At 66.0% G+C, this 20938-nt stretch carries 20 protein-coding genes; 12 read left to right on the plus strand and 8 right to left on the minus strand.

The window, feature by feature from the left end; all coding sequences use genetic code 11:
* Positions 1–171: 171 nt before the first annotated feature.
* From ACREBX_RS12155 to ACREBX_RS12175, 5 genes are all read right to left on the minus strand, one after another.
* Positions 172–1710 carry an amino acid permease gene (locus ACREBX_RS12155; protein WP_431562007.1) on the minus strand — a complete coding sequence of 513 codons (1539 nt, stop codon included), beginning with the start codon at positions 1708–1710 and terminating at the stop codon, positions 172–174.
* Positions 1711–1835: 125 nt separating this feature from the next.
* Positions 1836–3977, minus strand: a complete 2142-nt coding sequence (gene pbpC, locus ACREBX_RS12160) for a penicillin-binding protein 1C (RefSeq protein ID WP_431562058.1) — start codon at positions 3975–3977, stop codon at positions 1836–1838.
* Positions 3978–4163: 186 nt separating this feature from the next.
* Positions 4164–10004 (minus strand): alpha-2-macroglobulin family protein, encoded by a 5841-nt coding sequence (locus tag ACREBX_RS12165; protein ID WP_431562008.1) that lies wholly within the window; start codon positions 10002–10004, stop codon positions 4164–4166.
* 136 nt (positions 10005–10140) lie between these two features.
* Positions 10141–10518, minus strand: a complete 378-nt coding sequence (locus tag ACREBX_RS12170; protein WP_431562009.1) for a histidine triad nucleotide-binding protein — start codon at positions 10516–10518, stop codon at positions 10141–10143.
* 11 nt (positions 10519–10529) lie between these two features.
* Positions 10530–10859, minus strand: a complete 330-nt coding sequence (locus ACREBX_RS12175; RefSeq protein ID WP_431562010.1) for a phosphoribosyl-ATP diphosphatase — start codon at positions 10857–10859, stop codon at positions 10530–10532.
* Between the two features lie 184 nt (positions 10860–11043).
* On the opposite strand from ACREBX_RS12175, the gene ACREBX_RS12180 reads away from it, so the two are divergent.
* The 8 genes from ACREBX_RS12180 to ACREBX_RS12215 all read left to right on the plus strand — a co-directional run bounded on the left by ACREBX_RS12180 (position 11044) and on the right by ACREBX_RS12215 (position 17574).
* Positions 11044–14106 (plus strand): TonB-dependent receptor domain-containing protein, encoded by a 3063-nt coding sequence (locus ACREBX_RS12180; protein WP_431562011.1) that lies wholly within the window; start codon positions 11044–11046, stop codon positions 14104–14106.
* 40 nt (positions 14107–14146) lie between these two features.
* Positions 14147–14872 (plus strand): uracil-DNA glycosylase, encoded by a 726-nt coding sequence (gene ung, locus ACREBX_RS12185; protein ID WP_431562012.1) that lies wholly within the window; start codon positions 14147–14149, stop codon positions 14870–14872.
* The gene (locus ACREBX_RS12190) at positions 14869–15627 is read left to right on the plus strand and encodes a sulfite exporter TauE/SafE family protein (protein WP_431562013.1); all 759 of its coding nucleotides are present in this window, start codon (positions 14869–14871) and stop codon (positions 15625–15627) included. Before ung ends, ACREBX_RS12190 begins: the two co-directional genes overlap by 4 nt.
* A gap of 77 nt (positions 15628–15704) precedes the next feature.
* Entirely contained in the window at positions 15705–15836 is a 132-nt protein-coding gene (locus ACREBX_RS12195) for a hypothetical protein (RefSeq protein WP_431562014.1), read from the plus strand.
* Positions 15837–15865: 29 nt separating this feature from the next.
* A complete protein-coding gene (locus tag ACREBX_RS12200; protein WP_431562015.1) occupies positions 15866–16147 on the plus strand; it encodes a DUF427 domain-containing protein in 282 nt (93 codons plus the stop codon).
* A 12-nt stretch (positions 16148–16159) separates the two neighbouring features.
* Positions 16160–16621: a YaiI/YqxD family protein gene (locus ACREBX_RS12205; RefSeq protein WP_431562016.1), complete on the plus strand. Its 462-nt coding sequence runs from the start codon at positions 16160–16162 to the stop codon at positions 16619–16621.
* 157 nt (positions 16622–16778) lie between these two features.
* Positions 16779–16964, plus strand: coding sequence for a hypothetical protein (locus ACREBX_RS12210; RefSeq protein WP_248459404.1), 186 nt, complete (start codon positions 16779–16781; stop codon positions 16962–16964).
* A 157-nt stretch (positions 16965–17121) separates the two neighbouring features.
* Positions 17122–17574 carry a hypothetical protein gene (locus tag ACREBX_RS12215; RefSeq protein ID WP_431562017.1) on the plus strand — a complete coding sequence of 151 codons (453 nt, stop codon included), beginning with the start codon at positions 17122–17124 and terminating at the stop codon, positions 17572–17574.
* Between the two features lie 11 nt (positions 17575–17585).
* On the opposite strand, the gene ACREBX_RS12220 is transcribed toward ACREBX_RS12215, so the two are convergent.
* A complete protein-coding gene (locus ACREBX_RS12220; protein WP_431562018.1) occupies positions 17586–17807 on the minus strand; it encodes a hypothetical protein in 222 nt (73 codons plus the stop codon).
* Positions 17808–17907: 100 nt separating this feature from the next.
* On the opposite strand from ACREBX_RS12220, the gene ACREBX_RS12225 reads away from it, so the two are divergent.
* The 4 genes from ACREBX_RS12225 to ACREBX_RS12240 all read left to right on the plus strand — a co-directional run bounded on the left by ACREBX_RS12225 (position 17908) and on the right by ACREBX_RS12240 (position 19811).
* A complete protein-coding gene (locus ACREBX_RS12225; protein WP_431562019.1) occupies positions 17908–18597 on the plus strand; it encodes an alpha/beta hydrolase in 690 nt (229 codons plus the stop codon).
* Between the two features lie 35 nt (positions 18598–18632).
* The gene (locus ACREBX_RS12230; protein ID WP_431562020.1) at positions 18633–18965 is read left to right on the plus strand and encodes an Mpo1-like protein; all 333 of its coding nucleotides are present in this window, start codon (positions 18633–18635) and stop codon (positions 18963–18965) included.
* Between the two features lie 153 nt (positions 18966–19118).
* Positions 19119–19322, plus strand: coding sequence for a DUF2061 domain-containing protein (locus tag ACREBX_RS12235; protein WP_431562021.1), 204 nt, complete (start codon positions 19119–19121; stop codon positions 19320–19322).
* 60 nt (positions 19323–19382) lie between these two features.
* Positions 19383–19811: an OsmC family protein gene (locus ACREBX_RS12240; protein ID WP_136176018.1), complete on the plus strand. Its 429-nt coding sequence runs from the start codon at positions 19383–19385 to the stop codon at positions 19809–19811.
* On the opposite strand, the gene ACREBX_RS12245 is transcribed toward ACREBX_RS12240, so the two are convergent.
* Positions 19808–20395, minus strand: a complete 588-nt coding sequence (locus ACREBX_RS12245; protein WP_431562022.1) for a hypothetical protein — start codon at positions 20393–20395, stop codon at positions 19808–19810. The genes ACREBX_RS12240 and ACREBX_RS12245 overlap by 4 nt on opposite strands.
* 68 nt (positions 20396–20463) lie before the next feature.
* Positions 20464–20916: a nuclear transport factor 2 family protein gene (locus ACREBX_RS12250; protein ID WP_431562023.1), complete on the minus strand. Its 453-nt coding sequence runs from the start codon at positions 20914–20916 to the stop codon at positions 20464–20466.
* Positions 20917–20938: the final 22 nt, after the last annotated feature.

Genomic DNA, 20938 nt, shown 5'->3' on the forward strand with positions numbered 1-20938 from the left:
GACCCGGGACCCGCCTTTTTGTTCAAGACAGGCAGGCCCCGGGTCAAGCCCGGGGTGACGTCGTTTGGGTTGGCAACGTCCGCAATCGGTCGATTGCTGCGGCGAGCCCATTTGATGCGCCGGCCAAGAGAAAGGGGGCCGAAGCCCCCTTTCTCTTGATAGCTCGAACCGTCAGTTGAAGGACGGTGCCGGCGGGACCGGCGGCGGCGGTGCGTCCGCGTCGTCCTCGTGCACCTCGATATGTCCCTGACCCACATGGCTGCGCGAGCGGCTGTAGGCGAAGTAGACGACGAGGCCGATACCCGCCCAGATCAGGAAGAGGTTGATGCTCTTCTGATCGAGGTTGAAGAAGAGGTAGAGGCAGCCAAGGATCGCGATCGGCGCCGTGATATAGATCAGCGGCGTCTTGAACGGACGGTGGCGGCTAGGGTCGGTCTTGCGGATCACCATCACCGCGATCGACACCGCGGCAAAGGCAAAGAGCGTGCCCGAGTTCGAGATGTTCGCCAGCTGCCCGACGGGGAAGAAGGCGGCGAACAGCGCGACCGCGATGCCCGTGATGATCGTAATCACGTGCGGCGTGTTGAACTTCGGGTGGATCTTCGAGAAGGCTTTCGGAAGCAGGCCGTCGCGGCTCATGACAAAGAAGATGCGGGTCTGACCGAACATCATCATCAGGATGACCGAAGGCAGTGCGAGGCCAGCGGCGAGGCCGATCAGATTGCCGACCTGCGGCCAGCCGATTTCACGCATCGTCCAGGCTAGGGCTTCCTTCGAGCAGACCACAGCCTGATCGCCGATCGCGCCGCACGCGGCGGCGAGTTCGCGGCTGCCGGGTTCGAGCGCATGCTTGGCAGCGGCATCGATGCCGACCGGCTGCGCGCCAACCGAGCCGATGACGCCAGCGGCGACGAGAAGGTAGAAGATGGTGCAGATGGCAAGGCTGCCGATGAGGCCGATCGGCATGTTGCGCTGTGGATTTTTGGTTTCCTCAGCCGCGGTCGAGACCGCGTCGAAGCCGACATAGGCGAAGAAGATCGACGCCGCGGCCGCACCGATTCCTGCAAAGCCGAGCGGCGCAAACGGCTCGAAATTCTCCATGTTCATCACTGGAACGGCGAGGACGATGAAGAGCGTGAGCGCGGCGACCTTGATGACGACGAGAAAGGCATTGATCGTCGCGGATTCGCGTGTGCCGATCACGAGGAGCATGGTGACCAGTCCGGCGATGAACATCGCGGGCAGGTTGATCAAGCCGCCGTCGAACGGCCCGAGTACGAATTTGGCAGGTATGTCTATGCCGAAACTATGCTCAATTAAACCAACGACATAGCCCGACCAGCCGACCGAGACGGCGCCCGCCGCAACGGCATATTCGAGGATCAGCGCCCAACCGACCATCCAGGCGATCAGCTCGCCCATCACGGCATAGCTATAGGTGTAAGCCGAGCCCGATACGGGGACCATTGAGGCCATTTCGGCGTAGCAAAGCGCGGCAAAGGCGCAGACGAAGCCGGCGATGATGAAGCTGATCATCATGCCGGGGCCGGCCTTTTGTGCGGCTTCGGCGGTCAGCACGAAAATTCCGGTCCCGATCACGGCGCCGATCCCCAGCATGGTGAGCTGGAAAGCGCCGAGCGTGCGCGTAAGCGACTTTTTTTCCGCTGTCGCCAAAATGGCATCCAACGACTTTACGCGGTCAAATAGCATAATCTTCCCCTTGGGAGCGGCTGAACTGCCGCCCGTCTCATGGCGGCGCAGACTAGCCGCTCCGCGCGTCAGCGCAACTTAATTTCATGGGGCCGAGGGCAGGTTTGGGTGGAGACCAACGTCGCTTACCGTACGGTAAAGCGCACGCGATCAATCATTCGGTCGCCTGGATCAACAAGCGTGAGCATGTGGACGCCAGGTCGGGGCAATATCTGTTGCCCCGCATCGGCGTCGCCAAGCGGCTTTTTGTCGAGGATCAGGCGGTATCCCGCCACGGAACCACTGACGATGACCGCCAGCCGTTGGCGATCGATCGGGATGTCGGGATCGAGCGCATAGACGCTGCCGCTGACCGGGCTGGTGATGCGCGGGCGGCGCGCGGCTTGCGGCGCGGCCGCCATTTCACTTTGCGCGGTGCCGCGCAGGAAATATTCGCGGCGGGGCGGTTCACGGGTGCCCGGCAGCGCGATCTGACGTGCCTCGACGCCGACGGGCATCGCGGGCGGCTTGCCGGGGCTGCCGGCGTGGAGCGCGAGCATCACGTCGCGCCAGACGGGCGCGGCGCCCGAGGTGCCCGAGACGGCGCGCATCGAATCTCCCTCGAGATTGCCGACCCACACGGCGACGGTGAAGCGGTCGGACCAGCCGATGCACCAATTGTCGCGCATGCCTTTCGAGGTGCCCGTCTTGGCGGCCGCCCAGAAGGGCAGGCGGAGCGCGCTATCGGCGCCGAAGGCGTCGGTGCGCGCCGAGGCGTCGGCGAGGATGTCGCCGACGATGAAGGCGGCGGCGGGGTTGACAATCTGGCGCGCGCCTTCGGGTTTTGCGCCGCGCATGAAATGGACGGGGGCGTAGCGCCCCTGATTGGCGAAGGTGCGGAAGGCGTTCGCCTGTTCGACGAGCGACACTTCAGCCGAGCCGAGCGCGAGGCTGAAGCCGTAATATTCGCCGTCTTCGACAAGGCCGTGGTAGCCGAGCGCCCAGAGGCGGTCGCGGAATTGCTGGACGTCGTCGATAACGAGCGCGCGGACGGCGGGGACGTTGAGCGAGCTGGCGAGCGCGTGGCGGACGCTGACCGGGCCTTTGAAGCTGTGGTCGTAATTCTTGGGGACATAGAGGCCCGAGGCGGTGTCGAGCTGGACGGGGCTGTCGTCGAGGATCGACGCGGCGGTGAGCCAGCCATGTTCGATCACCTGCGCATAGAGATGCGGTTTCAGCGTCGAACCCGCCTGCCGCCGCGCGTTGGCGCCGTCAACCGCGGCGGCAGTCGATTTGAGGCCGACGCCGCCGACATATGCGAGCACCTCACCGCTCGCATTGTCGAGCACGACGACCGCGCCGTCGCGGACGCGGTCCGAACCGAGGCCGGCGAGCTGGCGGCGCAGCGCGACGATCGCGGCGGTCTGGATGCGGCGGTCGATGGTGGTGGTGACGCGCTTGCCGGGCTTGTCGAGCAGGCGCACCGCGAGGTGGGGGGCGAGCGCGGGGTCGAAGCGCGCGGCGTGCTCGCCAGAGACGAGCGTCGCGGCGGCGGCACGGATCGCGGTGCAATCCTTTGCCTGTGCAACACGGCACGCGCGCGTGCCGAGGGCTTTGGCGCCCGCGGCAGGGTTGGGGAGGAGACCGGCGAAGAGCGCGGCATCGGTGCGGTTCAGTTCGGCGGGTTTTTTGCCGAACAGGCTTTGCGCGCCCGCGCCGATGCCCTGCGCCTCGCCGCGCAGCGGCACGAGGTTGAAATAGGCATCGAGCATTTGCTCGTGCGACCAGTCTGCCGCGAGCGCCTGTCCGGCGCGCATCTGGCGAAGCTTGGTGCGCCAGTCGCGTTTGCCCGGCTGGGCGAGGCTGGGGTCGAGAAAGGCGGCAAGCTGCATCGGCAGCGTCGAGGCGCCGCGCGAGCGATCGCCGGTCCGCCCCATCGTCAGGCGCGCGCGGACCGCGCTGGCGATGGCGAGCCAGTCGACCCCGCCGTGCGACCAGAAACGCCGGTCCTCGCTTTGCACCACAGCATCGCGGACCGCCGGGCTGATCTCTTTGAGCGGCACCCACGCGAGGCGGCGGCGTTCGAAATTGACGCGCTCGCTGTCGAGCAATTGCCCGTCGCGATCATAGAGCCACGCTTCGCTCGGCTGCCATTTGGCGCGGACGCTTTCATAGTCCGGCATTGCGGGCGGACGCGTCAGGAGATGAGCGGCTGTGACGAGGATGAGCAGGGCGAGGGCGGCCCATGCGAGACTGTCGCGCCAGCGGGATTTGCGAGGGATTTCCATCTTTTGGTCGGGCTTCGGATTAATGCTCGTCACTCACATAAACCCCTCCCCTTCAGGGGAGGGGTTGGGGTGGGGGCTATCGGCGTGGCGCAAGGGCGATGGCCCCCACCCCGCTCGACTAAAGGCCCGGCTTCGCCGGACCAAGTCTCGCTGCCCCTCCCCTGAAGGGGAGGGGTTAGACGTCTATCACTGTCCGACGCTCGCCACCGTCAACGGAGCGTTCGGCCACTGGCCGCGGATCGCGGGCGAATACATCGCCTCGACGCGCGTCGGTGGCAGGGTGAAGCGGCCCGAGCCGTTGAGGCGCACGACATATTCGACTGCGTGGGTGCCCGCGGGCATCCAGCCGAAATAGCCGCGCCAGCTGTCCTTGCCGCGCTCGACATCGCTCGGCTGCGCGCCCGACCCGCCCGCCTGATCGGCGAGCATTTCGGACTGGCCGCCGAGGTTGCCGACGATCGTCGCGCCGGGCGCGATCGGATCGTTGATCACGACCCAGGTCCGGCCCGCGGCCGCGACGACCTCGATCCGCACCTTGATCACGTCGCCGCGTGTCAGCCGGTCCTTGTTCGCCGCCTTGACGATGCTGACCGAGCGCTTGATCCGATAGCCCGCGTTGAGCGGCTCCTTGAGCGGGACCGCGGCTTTGACGCTGACCGTGGCCCACGGCGCGCCGGTGCCCTCATGCTTCAGGCTCATCGTGGCCGCGGCCAGCGCGACGCGGAGCGGCGATACGGGTTCGGCGGGGAGCGGCCAGCTTTGCGAGGCGGTGCCGCCCGCAAGGCCGATGTTGGTGACGCCGGTGATCGCGCTCGCCGGATACAGCTCGGCGAAGCGGCGGACGGTGACCGCGCCCCAGGCGTTGGCGGGGGTGGTGTCCCAATGGCCTTTGCGCTGGCGCTGCGCGACGCCGACCATCAGCTTGCCCGCGTCATCCTCCCAGCCCTTGCGGCCGAGCACGGCTTCAAGCGCCTTGATCGCCATCTCGTCGCCGCTGGTCATCATCCACCATGGCGCTTTCGCGTCGTCGACGAGGTCGAGGCGCGTGCCTTCATAGACGAGACGCTTGCGGAGCTCCGCCTCGGCTGCGGTGCGCAGCCCTGCGGCATTGCGCACACTCGGCGTGCGCTCGATCGCGACGAGCCAGTCGGCGAGCGTGCCGGTTGCCATGTCGGTCGGCGCGACATCGATCGCGGCGACGAGTTGCGGGCTCGACGCATTGTTGCGTGCGAGCGCCGCAAGCGCCGCGATGCGGACGGGGCGGATGTCGTAGGGGCCATAACCCTTGCGCGTGAGGCGCCCGTCGACGACCGCCTGCAGCGCCTTGACCATCTTGGCCTTCGGCGCCTCGGGGATCGCGAAGCCGTTCGCGGCGGTCACGCTCAGCACATAGGCGGTGAGCTCGATCGAGCCTTCCATGCGCTCGTTGGGCCAGTAACGCAGCAGGCCGTCGTTATCGAGATAGGTCGGCATCGCCCCGGCGAGCGCCTGCCAGCGCCCGAGATCGCCGAGCGCGATTGCGCGCGACGTCGATTGTTCGAAGCAATTGTACGGATAGGCGCTCATATAGTCGCGCACCCCCGACAGCGGCGGCGCGAGCGTGCCCGCGAGCGCGACGTCGACATAGCCGCCGGGCAGCGCGCCCGCCGGAATGGCGATCGGCAGCGTCGTATTCGGACCGACGCGGAACAGGCTGGCGGCCCAGGTTTCGACCGGGATCGCGGGTTCGACCTGCTGCTGGAAGACCAGCCGGTCGCGCTGCTTGCCGCCCTTGGCGACCGCCTCGACCGTCCATTCGATCGGGCCGGTGGCCTCGGGGGCGGTCATCGACCAGCTAATCGGCACCGCGCCGCCCGCCGGAATGGTGACGGTCAGCGGCGGCGCGGTCGCGACGGCGGGCGACAGCGTCGGGGTCGCGGTGACCTCCATTGGCTTGTCGGTGCCGTTGCGCAGCGTGAAGCGCGCATCATAGGTGTCACCGGTGCGCACCAGTTCGGGCATGCCGGCGAAGACGCCGAGATCCTGCACGGTGCGGACGGTGGTTTCGCCGGTGCCGAAATATTGCGATCCGTCGGTCGCGATCGCGACGAGGCGGAAGCCCGACAGATTGTCGGACAGCGGCACGTCGATCGTCGCGCGGCCTTTACTGTCGAGCGGGACATTGCCCTTCCACAGCAGCACCGGGCGGAAGTCCTCGCGGGTCAGGCCCGAGAGGTCGCCGCCGCCGCCGCCGCCGGGTTCGAGCGCTTTCCGGCCGTAATGTCGCTTGCCGACGACCTGCATCTGCGCGGTCGAGGTGAGCACGTCGAGCGTGCGTTCGCCCATCATCGCGTTCAGCACTTCCCAGCTTTCGTTGGGGGCGAGCTGGAGCAACGCTTCGTCGACCGCGGCGAAAGCGACGTCGGCGTTTTTCGGCGCCTTGCCGCCCGGGGTCTTGACCTCGATCGCAACCTTGGCGGTTTCGCGGACCGAATATGTCTCCTTGTCGGCCTTGACCTTGACGCCGAGCTGATGGCCTTCCCAGCCGACCTTGATGCGCGCGATGCCCATGCGATAGCTCGGCTTGGCGAGGTCGACCAAGGCGGTGGGCGGGGCGCCCTCGCTATTCTCGATCTTGAAGCCGACCGCGCGCTTCATCTTGCGGAACCAGCTCTCGCCGCCGGTGACGCGCCCGCGCACTGCCATCACCGAGACATAGACGTCGGGGGCATAAGTGGCGGGGAGCTTGACCTTCACGACGGGGTTGGTGCCCTTCAAGGGCACAACGAAGCTCGACAGCACACCTTCGCGTTCGACGGTGACGAGCGCGGTCGCTTCACGGAACGGCATGCGGACCTGGAAGCTCGCGGTGTCGCCCGCGGCATAGCGCGGCTTTTCGGCGATCACGTCCATGCGGTCGCCATTGTCGCCGCCGAACCACCAGTCGTTGTCGCCTGCGAGCCACACCGAGCGGACGGCGCGCGCTTCGTTGCCGTCGGCGTCTTGCGTTGTCGCGACCGCAGTCACCTCGCCCGAGACGCCGGGGGCCATGGCGCAGCTCGCGCGGCCGAGCTTGTCGGTCGTCGCGGTGCAATTGGCGCCGAGTTTGGTCGTGCGCATCTGGTTGTCATAGGCGTAGAAGCCGCCGATCAGGCGGCGGCGCGCGGTGATGATCTCGCGGTTGTAGAGCGCGACCGCGATGCGCTGGCCCGCAATCGGCTTGCCGTCCAAGTCGAGCGCGATGAAATTGAGCTTGAGGTCGTTGTCGCGCATCAGCCAGCCGTCGGTCTTGAGCCCGAGGCGGACGGCGGACGGGTAAAGCGTGATGCGGCGGCTCGACGTCAATGTCTCGCCATTGGCATCCTCATAATCCATTTCGACCGCCATCAGCGTTGGTTCGGTGATCGGCTGGTCGACCGCGACGCTGGTCGTGGCGCTGCCATTGGCGTCGAGCTTGAGCGGGACCGAGCGCGCGAGCGGCAGTTCGGCGGTGGGTTCGTCGCCGCTGTCGTCGAGCTGGACGGTGCCTTCCTTGACCGGCTGGCCGTCGAAATCCCAATCTCTGTAATCCTCGGGCGGCGACCAGCTCGACTGGAAATTTGTGCGCAGCTCGACGGGGATATTGGGGGCGGGGCCGCCCGACAGATAGCCGACGAAGAGCGACAGCGGCACCGCGGCCGGACGCACGAGCGCGGTCTTCGGCCCGGTGACCGTCGCCTTCATCGTCGGCAGGCGATATTCGTCGACCTTGACCGACTGGCCCGACCAGATCGTCTTGTCCTCGCCATCCTTGTCCTTGGTGACAAACACGAGCTCATAATCGCCCATCGGCGCCGAGGCGGGGACGTTCCAGATTGTCTCGCCGCTGCCGGTCGCGGGAATTGCGAAGGGCATTTCGAATTCGGTGTCCGAACCGCGGTGGACGAGGCGCAATTTGCCCGCGAGCGGCTGCGGCGTCATGAAGCCGGTGCCGACGGGGCGGCGGAGCAGATGCTTCATATGGACGGTCTCGCCCGCTTTCACGAGCGCGCGGTCGAAGACGGTGTGGAGGATGTCGTTGCGTTCCGACCAACCGTAAGGGAGGTCGAAATCATAGGGGCGGATGCCGTCGCCCCAGTCGGTGAGCGTGAAGCTGAAATCGTCGGCCGCGCGCGCAGAGACCATCAAGGCATGGCCTTCGCTGGTCGCGGGGTCGGGGGTTTCTTCGCAGCTCGAATAGGTTTCGGGCTGGGGCAAGCCGCCAGCGAAGGCGAGGCGGCCGGCCTTGTCGGCGGTGCCGCGCGCGAGCAGGCGCCCGGTGCAACTGTCCGAAACACGGATTTCGGCGCCCGCGACCGGCAGGCCGGTGTCGAGTGCGGTCACCCAGGCGAGCGAGCCTTCGCGGCCCCATTTGAAATGCACCGCCATGTTGGTGACGAGCGCGGCGGTCGCGACGTAGCGCGTCGATTTGCGGCCGAGCAACGCGGCGCCGAGTTCGGGGCTAGCGATCTCGACGACGTGGAAGCCCTTTTCGGTGAGCGGGATGCCGACGACCTCGAATTCCTTGCCGCCGCCGGGGGGCGAGAGCTGCATGTCGCGGCGTTCGCCGCCCGACGGCGCGTCCGCGAACACCGATTTGGTGCCGGTGTAGTTGACCGTGACCTCTTTGCCGGTGCGGTCCTTTTCCTCGCGATAATCGGTGTCGTCGGCGTCGTCGACGCGCTTCAGCCAGCGCGCGATCGCGGCATCATCATCGCCGACCTTGAGCGCAGTCGCGGGCATTTTGAGGTTTGCCTGGACGAGCGAGCTTTCGACCCCGCGCACGGTGACGGGAAGGATACCGCCCTCACCAGCTTCGAGGATGCCGAATTCGGCGGCGAATTTGACCAAAGGCGGGGCGCGGTCGATGTGGAATTTCAGCGGGAAGTTCGACTGGTTCTGGAGCTTGCGGCCGCTCTGGTCGGTGACGTCGGCGGGCAGGACGAGCGTCGCGTCGACATTCTGCGGCAGCGGGCCGGTGAAGCGGACGGTCGTCAGCCAGGCGTCATTCTTGTCGTCGTCGTCGATTTTCGGCGTCAGTTTCTTGCCGTCGGCGGTGTTGAGCGTCGCGGCGAGAACGCTCTCTCGCGCCACGGGCGAGGCGAAGCTGAGGACGACATCCTTGATCGGGTTGCAGCCCGCCTGCGGATTGATCCGGCTGCACGACATTTTGGCGGTGAAGGCGGGGCGGACGTCATGGTCGAAACGCTGGTCGCGCCCGGCGGTGCGGCCGGGGACGCCCGCTTGTGAAATGCGCGCGTCCCAGACGAGCGCCATCTCGCGGCCCGGCGGCAGCGGGCGGCGGCATTTGACGGGGACGATGCGGTCGAGCGCGGCCTCGCGGTCGGCGCCCGCGGCTGGGAAGCGCTGCGGCAGGCCGGCGTCGGAGGTGAAGGACTGGCGCGACCAATTATTCTCGCCGAGACCGGTGAGGATTTCGGTCGCGGTTTCGCGCGGCAGGACGTCGAGCGGGATCTTCTCGCCGATGCCGTCGACGGCGCAATAGCCGAAACGGCCGACCGAAGCGCGGTCGGCGGCGACATTGGTCGCGACGAGGAAGATCTGGTCCTCCTCGATCCCGTCGGAAATGCCGCCCGCGAGCACGGCGCGCGCCGAGGGGCCGCCGGTGTCGAGCGCGAAGCGGCTGTTGCCGACCACCGAGACGCCGCGCGCGGTCTTGAGCCCATCGCGCAGTTCGACATGACAGGCGAGCCCGCCGGGGAGCGGACGCTCGAATTCGAGCACCCAGGTGCGGGTATCGACCCAGCGGCCCGACGAAGGGAGTCTGCAGTCGTTGGTCGCGGGCGCTGCGGCACGGGGATCGCCGAGCGGGACCATGTCTTCGGAAAAGCGCAGCGTGAAGCGCGTGATCGTGCCGTCGCCGGTGCCCGAACTGCCCGGCGTCGCGAGCGTCACCTGCGGCACCGTGTCGGCGGCGGTCGCGGCCATCGCGAGGCCGAGAGGGATGATCAGCGCCAGTTTTGCCTTGCCGACCAATGCCGTAGCCAGCGCGCGCCATCCCTTGCCCATCGTCAACTCCCCGTTCGGTCCGAACATCTATCCTGCTGGAAACAGGGAACAGAGTCCACCCGTCGCCGCGTATTGCGCACGGTTAATCGTGGCTGGCGAAATTGCTGTGACGGCCGTCATAGGCGGCGCCCGAATATCAGCGCGCGAGCATCGGGCCGAGCGGCTGGCCCGCGAAGATATGGACGTGGAGGTGCGCGATCTCCTGGTGGCTGTCGAGGCCGACGTTGGCGAGCAGGCGGTAGCCGGGGGCGACGAGGCCGGCATCGCGCGCGACCTTGCCGACCGCGCGGACAAAGCCCGCGATCTCGGCGTCGCTCGCGCGTTCGGAAAAATCGTCCCAGCTGACGTACGAACCCTTGGGGATCACGAGGATGTGGAGCGGCGCTTGCGGGTTGATGTCGTGGAAGGCGAGCGCGAACTCGTCCTCATAGACGGTCTTCGACGGCAGTTCGCCGCGGAGGATGCGCGCGAAGATGTTGGTCTCGTCATAGGGAAGGGTCGCGTCGATCGGCATGGGAGCGTTCCTTATTGTCGGCTGGCTTTTTCGTCGTGGCCCGAGGTGCCGTGGCGGCGACCCAGTTCGGCGGCGATCATGTCCCACGTCAGCCCGCGCTCGGCGATCAGGATCGAGAGGTGGAAGACGAGGTCGCTGGCCTCGCCGACCAGCGCGGAATCGTCCTCGCTGACCGCCGCGATCACCGCCTCGACGGCTTCCTCGCCGAGCTTTTGTGCGATTTTGCCTCGGCCTTTTGCCGCGAGGCTCGCCACATAGGAGGCTTCTGCCTCGCCCGCCGCGAGCCGGTCGTGGATGACCGCTTCCAGCCGTCCCAACGTTTCGCCCATTGCCTTGCTCATCGCGCGATCCTTTTACCCCGACCTGTCGACAGCGTGCCTAGCCGCGCCGCGCCGTCCCGACAAGCGGGGCAGCGGGACTGCAAAAACTTACCGCCGCGTAAACCATATTGAAACGCCTTTTGGCCTAATTTCCGACGCGCCGGGGGGCGAGATCAACTTTCTAAATCGGACGAAGATTATGAAAATGGGCACCCAAGTGTTTCTGGCAACAACGGCCTCGGCGATTGCGCTCGTGGCGACTCCCGCGGCGGCGCAAAGCGGCGAGGAGATCGTCGTCACCGGCTCGCGCATTGCCAAGAGTGAGTTCACCAGCGCCGATCCGATTCAGGTCATCGACCCCGAGAATGCGAAGCTGCAGGGGCAGGTCCAGCTTGCTGATGTGCTGCAGTCGACGCCGGCGGCGCAGGGATCGATCCAGATCACCTCGGCGATTTCGAACCGCTTCGTCGCCAATGGCGGCAACGATGTTCAGACGGTTTCGCTCCGCGGGCTCGGCGCCGAGCGAACGCTCGTGCTGATCAACGGCCGGCGCGCGGGGCCGGCGGGCATCCGCGGTTCGGTCGCGCCGTTCGACCTCAACGTCCTGCCGCTGTCGGTAGTGCGCCAGGTCGAGGTGCTGAAGACCGGCGCCTCTTCGATCTATGGCTCGGACGCGGTCGCGGGGGTGGTCAACATCCTGACCCGTAACGACCTCAACGGCTTCGAGGGCGGCGGTTTCTCGTCGATTACCGAGCATGGCGGCGGCGAAAGCTATGGCGTCGATGCGAGCTTCGGCAAGACGTTCGACCGCGGCCATGTCTTTGCGACGGTCGACTATTTCCGCCAGCAGAACCTCACCCGCCGCGACCGCGGCTTCCTTTTCTGCTCCGAGGAATATCTGAAGCGCGAGGCTGACGGCAGCCGCGCCGACATCGTCGATTTCCGTACCGGACGCCCCGCGTGCAGCAGCACGCAAGGCAACCAGATCGTCTTCAGCGACTTTTCGGGGGTCGACCAAAACGGCTTCCCGACCTTTGGTCCCGGGCTGATCGCACCGAACGGGCAAGCGATCCTATCGGGTCAATATGGCAGCGAGTTTGCGGCGGTCGGCATCCCGATCAATGCGTATAACCCGATCGGGGTGTTCGGCCCCGCCAATTTCTTCGGGGTCAATTTCGACGGCCCGTCGACCGGCGCGCTCAACCAGTTCGAACCGGTCGAGCAGGATTCGGACGTGTTTTCGGGCCTGAGCCGGGTCAGCGCCTTTGTCGAGGGCGCCTATGACGTGACGGGCGGCATCACCGCCTATGGCGAGTTCCTGTTCAGCAACCGCAAGTCGCACAATGATGGCTTTCAGCGGATCGAGCTCCAGCAATTCACCGGCGCCTCGATGCTGCCTTTCTTCCTCTGCGATCCGACGGCGTATAATTGCAACCCCAACGACATGGGCGATCCGCTCAACAGCGAGTTCGGCGGCAACATCATCCTGCGTCCGCGCGTGCTGGTTAAGTCCGAAAGCGAAGCCGACGTCGATTATTACCGCGGCGTGTTGGGGCTGCGCGGCGAGATTGGCGGCGGTTGGAAGTGGGACGTCCACGGCCAGCATAGCCGTTCCGACGCGAGCTATACGCAGGACGTCATTTATCAGGACGCGCTGGCGTCGCAGACTTTGCGCACGCGCTCGTGCGTCGGCACCTCGACGGCGATCCGCGGCGTGCCGTGCATCGACATCGACTTCACCGACCCGCGCGTGCTGCGCGGCGACTTTACGCCTGCCGAGCGCGCCTTCCTGATGGGCCGCGAGACGGGCCGCACCCTGTTCAAGCAAACGTCGGCCGAGGCGTTGGTGACGGGCAAGCTGTTCAACCTGCCTGCAGGGTCGGTGGGCGCGGCGATCGGCGCGAATATCCGCCGCGACGAAATCAACGACACGCCGGGCGAGGCAACGCTTGCCAGCAATGTCGCCAATTTCACGACGTCGGGCATCACCGCGGGGCGCACCGTGTCGAAGGAGTTGTTCGGCGAGATCGAGGTGCCGCTGCTCGAAGGCGTGCCGATGATCGAGCGGCTGACGCTGTCGGGCGCGGCGCGCTATACGCATGTCGAGGCGACGCGCCTCGACGGGGTGCAGGACAAGTTCAGCGACACGACATGGAAGGTCGGCGCCGACTGGGCGGTGACCGACTGGCTGCGCTTCCGCGGCACCTGGGGCACCTCGTTCCGCGCGCCCGCGCTGTTCGAGCTCTTCCTCGAAAACCAGACGGGCTTTTTGGGCCAGCAGGCGATCGATCCGTGCATCCAGACCGCGGCACGGCTTGCGGCGGGCGCGATCAGCCAGCGCATCTTCGACAATTGCGCCGCCGACGGCGTCGGCCCCGCCTTTGCCGGCGGCATTGGTCCCGCGACAATCGTATCGGGGGGCGGCATCGGTCAGCTCAAACCCGAAACCTCGACCGCGAAGACGGTGTCGGTGATCCTGACCCCCGATGTGTCGGGCGCGCTGTGGGGCGGTCTCAAGACACGCCTTGCGGTCGATTATTTCGACATCGAGGTGAAGGACGAGATCACCCTGCTCGGCGCGGGCAATATCCTGCGCGGCTGCTATGACTCCGAGATCGCCGATGAGCCGCTGTGCGGCCTCTTTACGCGCACCGCCGCGGGCCCCGATGCACAGAGCGTCGCGATCGTCACCGACCGCTATGTCAACATAAGCCGCCAGCGGAACCGCGGTGTCGACCTGTCGCTCGCGATCGATCAGGATCTCGGCAACCTCGGCTCGCTCGCGTTTCGCGCGCAGATGACGTGGCAGGTGAAGGACAAGGTTTCGCTCTTCCCCGGCACCGAGGTCGACGACAATGGCAAGATCGGCAATCCGAAATGGGTGGGCGATTTCAACCTCGGCTGGATGAAGGACGGCTGGACGCTGTTTTACGGCCTCGATGTCACCGGGGCGGCGTCGAACGAAGAAGACCTGCTCCGCGCGCAGGGCGGCGACGCTTGCCGTACGTCGAGCTTCCGCCCGGGCGGGCGTTTCTGCCCCGACGTCAGCGTGCCCGCGACCTTTTATCATTCGCTGTCGCTGAGCCGCGACGTCGCCGAGCGGTTCCGCATCACGCTGGGGGTCGCGAACCTGTTCGACACGCCGCCGCCGCGTGTCTCGACCGTCGTCACCGCGACGCCGCCGGTCATCGGGCAGGCGCCGGCATTCGGCACGCAGTACGACTATCTCGGCCGCCGTTTCTTCCTGAGCGTGCGCGGCAGCCTGTAAGCCTCTGGACAAGCCTGCGCTGCTCTGGTGAAGCGCGGGCATGGCCGAGGTCAAACTGCATCCCGACTGGCTCGCGCGCATCGGCGGCGAGTTCGAGCAGCCCTATATGGCGGCGCTCAAGGCGTTTCTCGGTGCCGAGCGCGAGAAGGGCAAGGCGATCTATCCGCGCCCGCGCGACTGGTTCGCGGCGCTCGACGCGACGCCGCCGCAGGATGTGCGCGTCGTCATCCTCGGGCAGGATCCCTATCACGGACCGGGACAGGCGCACGGGTTGTGCTTCTCGGTCCAGCCGGGGGTGCGCACTCCGCCGAGCCTCGTCAACATCTACAAGGAAATGCAGAGCGACCTCGGCATTCCGCGCGCGTCGCACGGATACCTCAAGCATTGGGCCGAACAGGGCGTGCTGCTGCTCAACAATTGCCTGACGGTCGAGGCGGGACAGGCGGCGTCGCATCAGGGCAAGGGATGGGAAAAGTTCACCGATGCGGTCGTTGCGGCGGTTGCCGCCGATCCGGCACCGAAGGTGTTTATCCTGTGGGGCAGCCATGCGCAGAAGAAGGCGGCGAATGTCGCGGGGCTGGGGGCGGGCAGTCCGCACCTGATCCTGCGCGCGCCGCATCCCTCGCCCTTGTCGGCGCACAACGGCTTTTTCGGGTCGCGGCCGTTCAGTCAGGCGAACGCGTTTCTCGAGGCGCAGGGCCGCGGGGCGATCGACTGGCGGCTGCCCGATCAGCCGCCAGAAGTATCGGGCATCGCCGCCGAATGAGCCTGCTCGCCGATCCTCTGACGCTGCTGGTGCTCGCCATCGCGGTGATCCTGCTCGGGCTTGCCAAGGGCGGCTTGTCGGGGGTCGGGGCGCTGGCGACGCCGCTCGTGGCACTGATATTGCCGCCGACGATCGCCGCGGCGCTGCTGCTCCCCATCCTGATCGTGCAGGACGTCGTTAGCGTCTGGTCGTTCCGCAAGACGTGGGACGGCTGGGTGATTGCATGGATGCTCCCCGGCGCCGCCATCGGCATCGCCGCGGGCTATTTTTATGCCGAGCGCGTCGACGAGGCGAAGCTGATGGCGGCGCTGGGCGCGATCACGCTGGCGTTCGGTCTTTATCGCCTGTGGGTCGAGCGCGGCGGGCGCGTCGTCGCGGCGTCGACCTCGCCGGGTTGGGTCGGCAGCCTGTTCGGCGTCGCGACGGGCTTTACCAGCCAGATCGCGCATGCCGGCGGCCCGCCGTTCCAGATGTGGGTGACGCCGCGCCGGCTGCCGCACCTCGTCTTTGTCGGCACCAGTTCGATCCTGTTCGCGGCGATCAACTGGATGAAGGTGCCCGCCTATATCGCGCTCGGCGCCTTCCCGCGCGAGGTGCTTGTCGCTGCGGTGTTGCTGATGCCGCTTGCGATCGTCTCGACTTTGCTCACGGTGCGCTGGTTGAAACGGATCGACGGCGCGCGCTTCTATGTTCTTATCTATCTGCTGATGGTGCTGCTCGGCGCGAAGCTGATGTGGGACGGGCTGGCGGGATAACAGGCGACGTAGCAGGGCAAAGGGCGTAGGCTGCTTCCGGCGGGCACAGGCGTCCGCCGCGTTTCAAGGTATTGACCATGGCCAAGAGCCAGAAGAAATCGAGCCGCGAAGTTCGCAAGCCCAAGGCCGAAAAGCCCAAGAAGCAAAATGCGAGCAATCCTTCAACCAAGGTCGGCGTGGTCGCCGGGCTCGACAATATGAAGAAATAAGCCCGCCGCGCGCGGCAAGCGAGGATGACATGGTGCAGGCACGATGGAACGGCGCGGTGATCGCCGACAGCGACGACACCGTCGTCGTCGAGGGCAATCATTATTTCCCGCGCGAGGCGGTCGATGCGGCATTGTTGACGGACAGCGCAACGACGAGTGTCTGTCCGTGGAAGGGCTTGGCGCACTATCATCATGTCACTGTGGGCGGACAGGTGAATGCCGACGCTGCCTGGTATTATCCCGATCCCAAGGACGCGGCGGCGGCGATCAAGGATCGCATCGCCTTCTGGAAGGGCGTCGAGGTCGGCTGACCGCTTTCGCCCATGCCCACGACTGTCCAGATCCTTGTCGATGCCGACGCTTGTCCGGTGAAGGACGAAATCTATCGCGTCGCGTGGCGGCACGAGGTGCCGGTCAAGGTCGTGAGCAACAGTCGGCTGCGCGTGCCCGAACATCCGCTGGTCGAAAGGATCGTCGTTTCGGACGGCTTCGACGCTGCCGACGACTGGATCGCCGAGGCGGCGAATGTGCAGAGCGTCGTGATCACCGCCGACATCTTGCTCGCCGACCGTGCATTGAAGGCGGGGGCGACGGTGCTTGGCCCCAACGGCAAGCCCTTCACCATGGCGTCGATCGGCCCCGCGATCGCGACGCGCGCGATCATGGCCGACCTGCGGTCGGGGATGAGCGACGGGATGGGCGGTCCGCCGCCCTTCTCGAAGGCCGATCGCTCGCAATTCCTGCAGGCGCTCGATAGCGCGCTGGTGCGGCTGAAGCGCGGATAGAGTTTTTCTTTCGTTTCTTTTCAATATTTTGGGAAATTTTTTCGGGCGAGTGATGGCGATCACGGTCGGCTCCGCGGCTGCGCGGCATAAGCGGGGCATCGGGAGCGCCCCGAACCAAATTCGAAACACACCGAACCGCTTTGAAAAGGAAATGACCATGACCAAGAAGACGATCCTTGCCCCCGTGCTCGCGCTCACCATTGCCCTTTCGGCCACCCCGGCGATGGCGCAGTCGGCGCAGCCTGCACAGGGCGGCATGACGGTGACGTCGAACCCGGTGCAGATCCTGATCGGCTTGCTGCTCCCTGCGGTGCAGAAGGTCCGCGAAGCCGCGGCGCGCTGAACCGGCATCCCGATTTTCGTCTCCGGGCCCGCCCACCACGCCGGTCCGGAACACAGCCCTCCCGCCCCTGCGACCCAGGCGGGAGGGCTGTCTTGAATCCGGCGTCTTGAACGGCCGCCATATCGCGCGTAGATTTCGGCGCGAAGGGGAAGGGGTCATGCTTTCCATATTGCCTTTGCTTCTGGCCGCTGCTGCACCCGAAGCCGCGCTGCCCGCGGAAAAAGCTGCGCCTGCCGCGCCGGTGATGACGCCGGTGACGATCGAATATTATTACCGCATCCGCTGGGGCGGGATGGACGAGTTCCGCGCGCTCTATGCCAAGAACCACCAGCCGATCCTCGACGATATGAAGCGGCGCGGTTTCGTCACGCGGATCGAAACGGCGATGCCCTTCATCCACATGGTCGGCGCGGCGCGCTGGGATTTGCGCGTCACCATCACCTATCGCGGCGCCGAGGACGCCGTCGGCGACGGCACGGGCTATAGCGCGGCTGCCGAAGAGGTCGGCGCGCGGCTGTTTCCCGACCTTGCAAAATTCAAGGCCGAGGAAGCGAAGCGTTTCGCCCTCGTCGAGGAGCATTGGGATGTGATCGTCGATCGCAGCGAATAGCCGCGGACCGGTCAATTCCCGGCGCGGCGGTGCATGACGAAGGCGAGCAGCAGGACGACCGAGATCACCCCGACCATCATGCCCGCGGTGGTCGTGACCATCGTGATCGAACCTGCGGGATCGTTCGAATTCCACGCCCCGCTTTGCGTCCGCTCGATCATCCACCAGGCGCCGGCGACGACGATGAGGTCGAGCAGGACCAGCCCAAGCAGCGCGCGCGTCGATTTTTTCATGAAAATTCCTCCCCCGAAATCCCGCCAACGTTCTTCGCTGTCGGCTATTGGTTGGGCATGTTAGCTTTGGGTCTCACGAAATTCTACAGGAGTCGGGACCATGGCAGCGCTACCTACGATCATTCTCGTTCACGGTTTCTGGGGCGGCGCGGCGCATTGGGCGAAGGCGATCGTCGAGCTCGACAAGCTGGGGCACAAGGGCATGCGCGCGGTCGAGCTGCCGCTGACCTCGCTCGCGGGCGATGCCGCGCGGACGCGGCAGATCGCGGCGCAGGTCGACGGGCCGGTGTTGCTGGTCGGGCATAGCTATGGCGGCGCAGTGATCACCGAGGCGGGGACCGCGCCGAATGTCGCGGGGCTGGTCTATATCGCGGCCTTCGCGCCCGATGCGGGCGAGAGCCCGGGCGCGCTGACGCAGCAGCATCCGCCGTCGGGCGCGGCGAACCTGGCGCCCGACGCCGACGGCTATCTGTGGGTCAAGCCCGACAAGTTCCACGAAAGCTTTTGCCAGGATGTGAGCGCCGACGAGGCGCTGGTGATGGCGGTGACGCAAAAGGCGCCGCTCGCGTCGACTTTTGGCGAGGCGATCGGCGATCCGGCGTGGCGGTTGAAGCCGAGCTGGTATCAGATTTCGAGCGAAGACCGGATGATCGACCCCGCGAACCAGAAGGCGATGTCGGACCGGCTCGGTGCGCGCAAGATCATCACGCTCGACGCGGGGCATGCCTCGCTCGCCTCGCGGCCGGCCGAAGTCGCGGCGCTGATCGACGAGGCGGCGCGCAGCCTGTAGTTGACCCGCGCCGCGGCGAAGGGCAGCATCGGGCGATGGCGCGCCACTATACGACCTTTGCCGAATTCTGGCCCTTTTACCTGCGTGAGCACAGCAAGGCGCCGACGCGGGCGCTGCATTATGTCGGGACCAGCCTCGTCGTGCTGATCGCGATCGCGGCGTTGGTGGCAGGCCGCTGGGGCTGGCTGGTCGCCTTGCCGGTCGCGGGTTATTTCTTCGCGTGGGTCGCGCATTTCGGGGTCGAAAAGAACCGGCCGGCGACCTTCACCTATCCGCTGTGGAGCCTCGCGGCCGATTTCAAAATGTGGGCGATGTGGCTGAGCGGGCGGCTGGGACCTGAGCTCGACAAGGCCGGCGTCAGGCGTTGATCCTGTTTTTCGTCATCCCCGCTTTCGCGGGGATGGCGAAGTAAGGGATAGGCGTATCGCGGGAAAATCGATCAGACTGACCGAAGGCACCCTCTGGCGTTTGTTGCGAATCATTCTTAACTTGGTCGGGTTCGCATTTGCTGGAGACGGGCCATGCCCACCGACCTGATCAAGACCTTCACCTATCTCACGATCCACCTGACGATCGGATTCAGCGTCGCTTATGTGATGACCGGATCGGTCGCGCTGGCGGGCGGGATCGCGGTCATCGAGCCCTGTATCAATGCTGTCGCATTCTTCTTCCACGAAAAGGCGTGGAAGCGCGTGGGCGCGCGGCGTAAGCTGCTGCCCGCCTGAGACGCGAGTCTCCGGGCCGCTTTTCCGCTGACTCCTCTAACCAACCAAGGAGATATGATCATGACCGTCAATCGCGCATCGGCCCGGTACGAAGGCTTCGGCAAGGAAGGCAAGGGATCGATCACGACCAAGTCGGGGGTGCTCGACAAACAGCCCTATGGTTTCGGGACGCGCTTCGAAGGGCAGCCGGGGACGAACCCCGAGGAGCTGATCGCGGCGGCGCATGCGGCGTGCTTCACGATGGCGCTGTCGTTCGGGCTCGCGCGCGCGGGCTATTCGGGCGACACACTCGAAACGAGCGCGGCGGTGACGCTGGAGCAGCAGGACGGCGGCTTTACGATCACCAAATCGGCGCTGACGCTGACCGGCAAGGTGCCGGGGATCGGCGCCGACGAGTTCGCGAAGATCGCCGAGGAGGCGGAGAAGAATTGCCCGGTGTCGAAGCTGCTCGATTGCGAGATCACGCTCGAGCATAGTCTCGAAAGCTAAGCGGCGCGGCGCAGCGGTGCGGGCAGTTCGTCGGCGATGAAGCCGAAACTGCCTTGCGCCGGGGGCTCCAATGTCCAGCTTTGCAGCACGCGGTGGCGGCGATGGCCGATATGGCTTTCGATGAGCACGAGGCCCTGCGGCGCCCAGCCCCATGCGATCGGGACGGGGTCAAATTCGCATGTCCCATAGCCAAGCGTGATGTGCGGGCGGAGGCCGGATTTGCGATGCATCGGTTCGATGCCCTGCATCGCAAGGCGTGCGACGATTGCGTCATAGATCTGGCGGATCGCGACCACGCTGCCGGCGGTGACGAGTTCGGCGCCAGCGCCGCGCGAGACGATGCGGCCGAAGGGGATCGGGGCTGCGGCCGGAAGGCCGGCGTCGAACGCCTTGGCGACCTGGCCGCGCAAGAAGGGTTGCGGTTCGATCGTCTCGGCAATCGTGCAGAGCGTCAGATGGTAAAGCTGGGGTTTGACGCCCGCAAACAGGTCGCCCGAAATGGGCGGCAATTGGCGCGCGAGCCAACCGGCGCGGTCGGCGGTTACCTGAAAACCCAGGAAATAGCGGAACATCGGATCCATCATCCATTCCTCCGAATCGGATCAATGTTCCTGTTATGTTCTCATCGGTGGTGAGAGTCGAATCCTTCTCGCTATTCGCTCTCGATCGCCATCCGCGTCACATGGATATAGACTGCCTGCCAGCTGTCGCCTTGGCGCTTGAAAATATCGGTAAAGCGGATCCGGACGCGAAAGGGTTTGCCTGCCGAGCGGCCCGACAGGACCGTCTCGGCGCTCGCGAGACCCGTACCCTCGCCGAGCGGCAGGATCACGCGATCGCGAAGCGTGACGGGGTCATAATCGTCGTCGGCGCCGGTCCAGCCGTCGATGAAAAACGCCTTTCCATACCGCTTCCCGCTGCCGTCGATAAAGACGAGATCGTCGGCGACCATGCGTTCGAGCGCGGCGCGATCCTGCGCGATCTGTGCCGCGTCGAAGGCATCGGCAAAGGCGCTGAGCTCGGCAATCTCGCTCGCGGGCGCGTCGGCGGCCGCGGCGGGCGCGCCCATGCCGAAAGCCAGTACCGCCGCTATCATTCCGCGCATGGCGCCCCCTCTCATTGCCATG

The organism is Sphingopyxis sp., from assembly GCF_050725655.1.
In the GTDB taxonomy this organism is placed as follows: Bacteria; Pseudomonadota; Alphaproteobacteria; order Sphingomonadales; family Sphingomonadaceae; genus Sphingopyxis.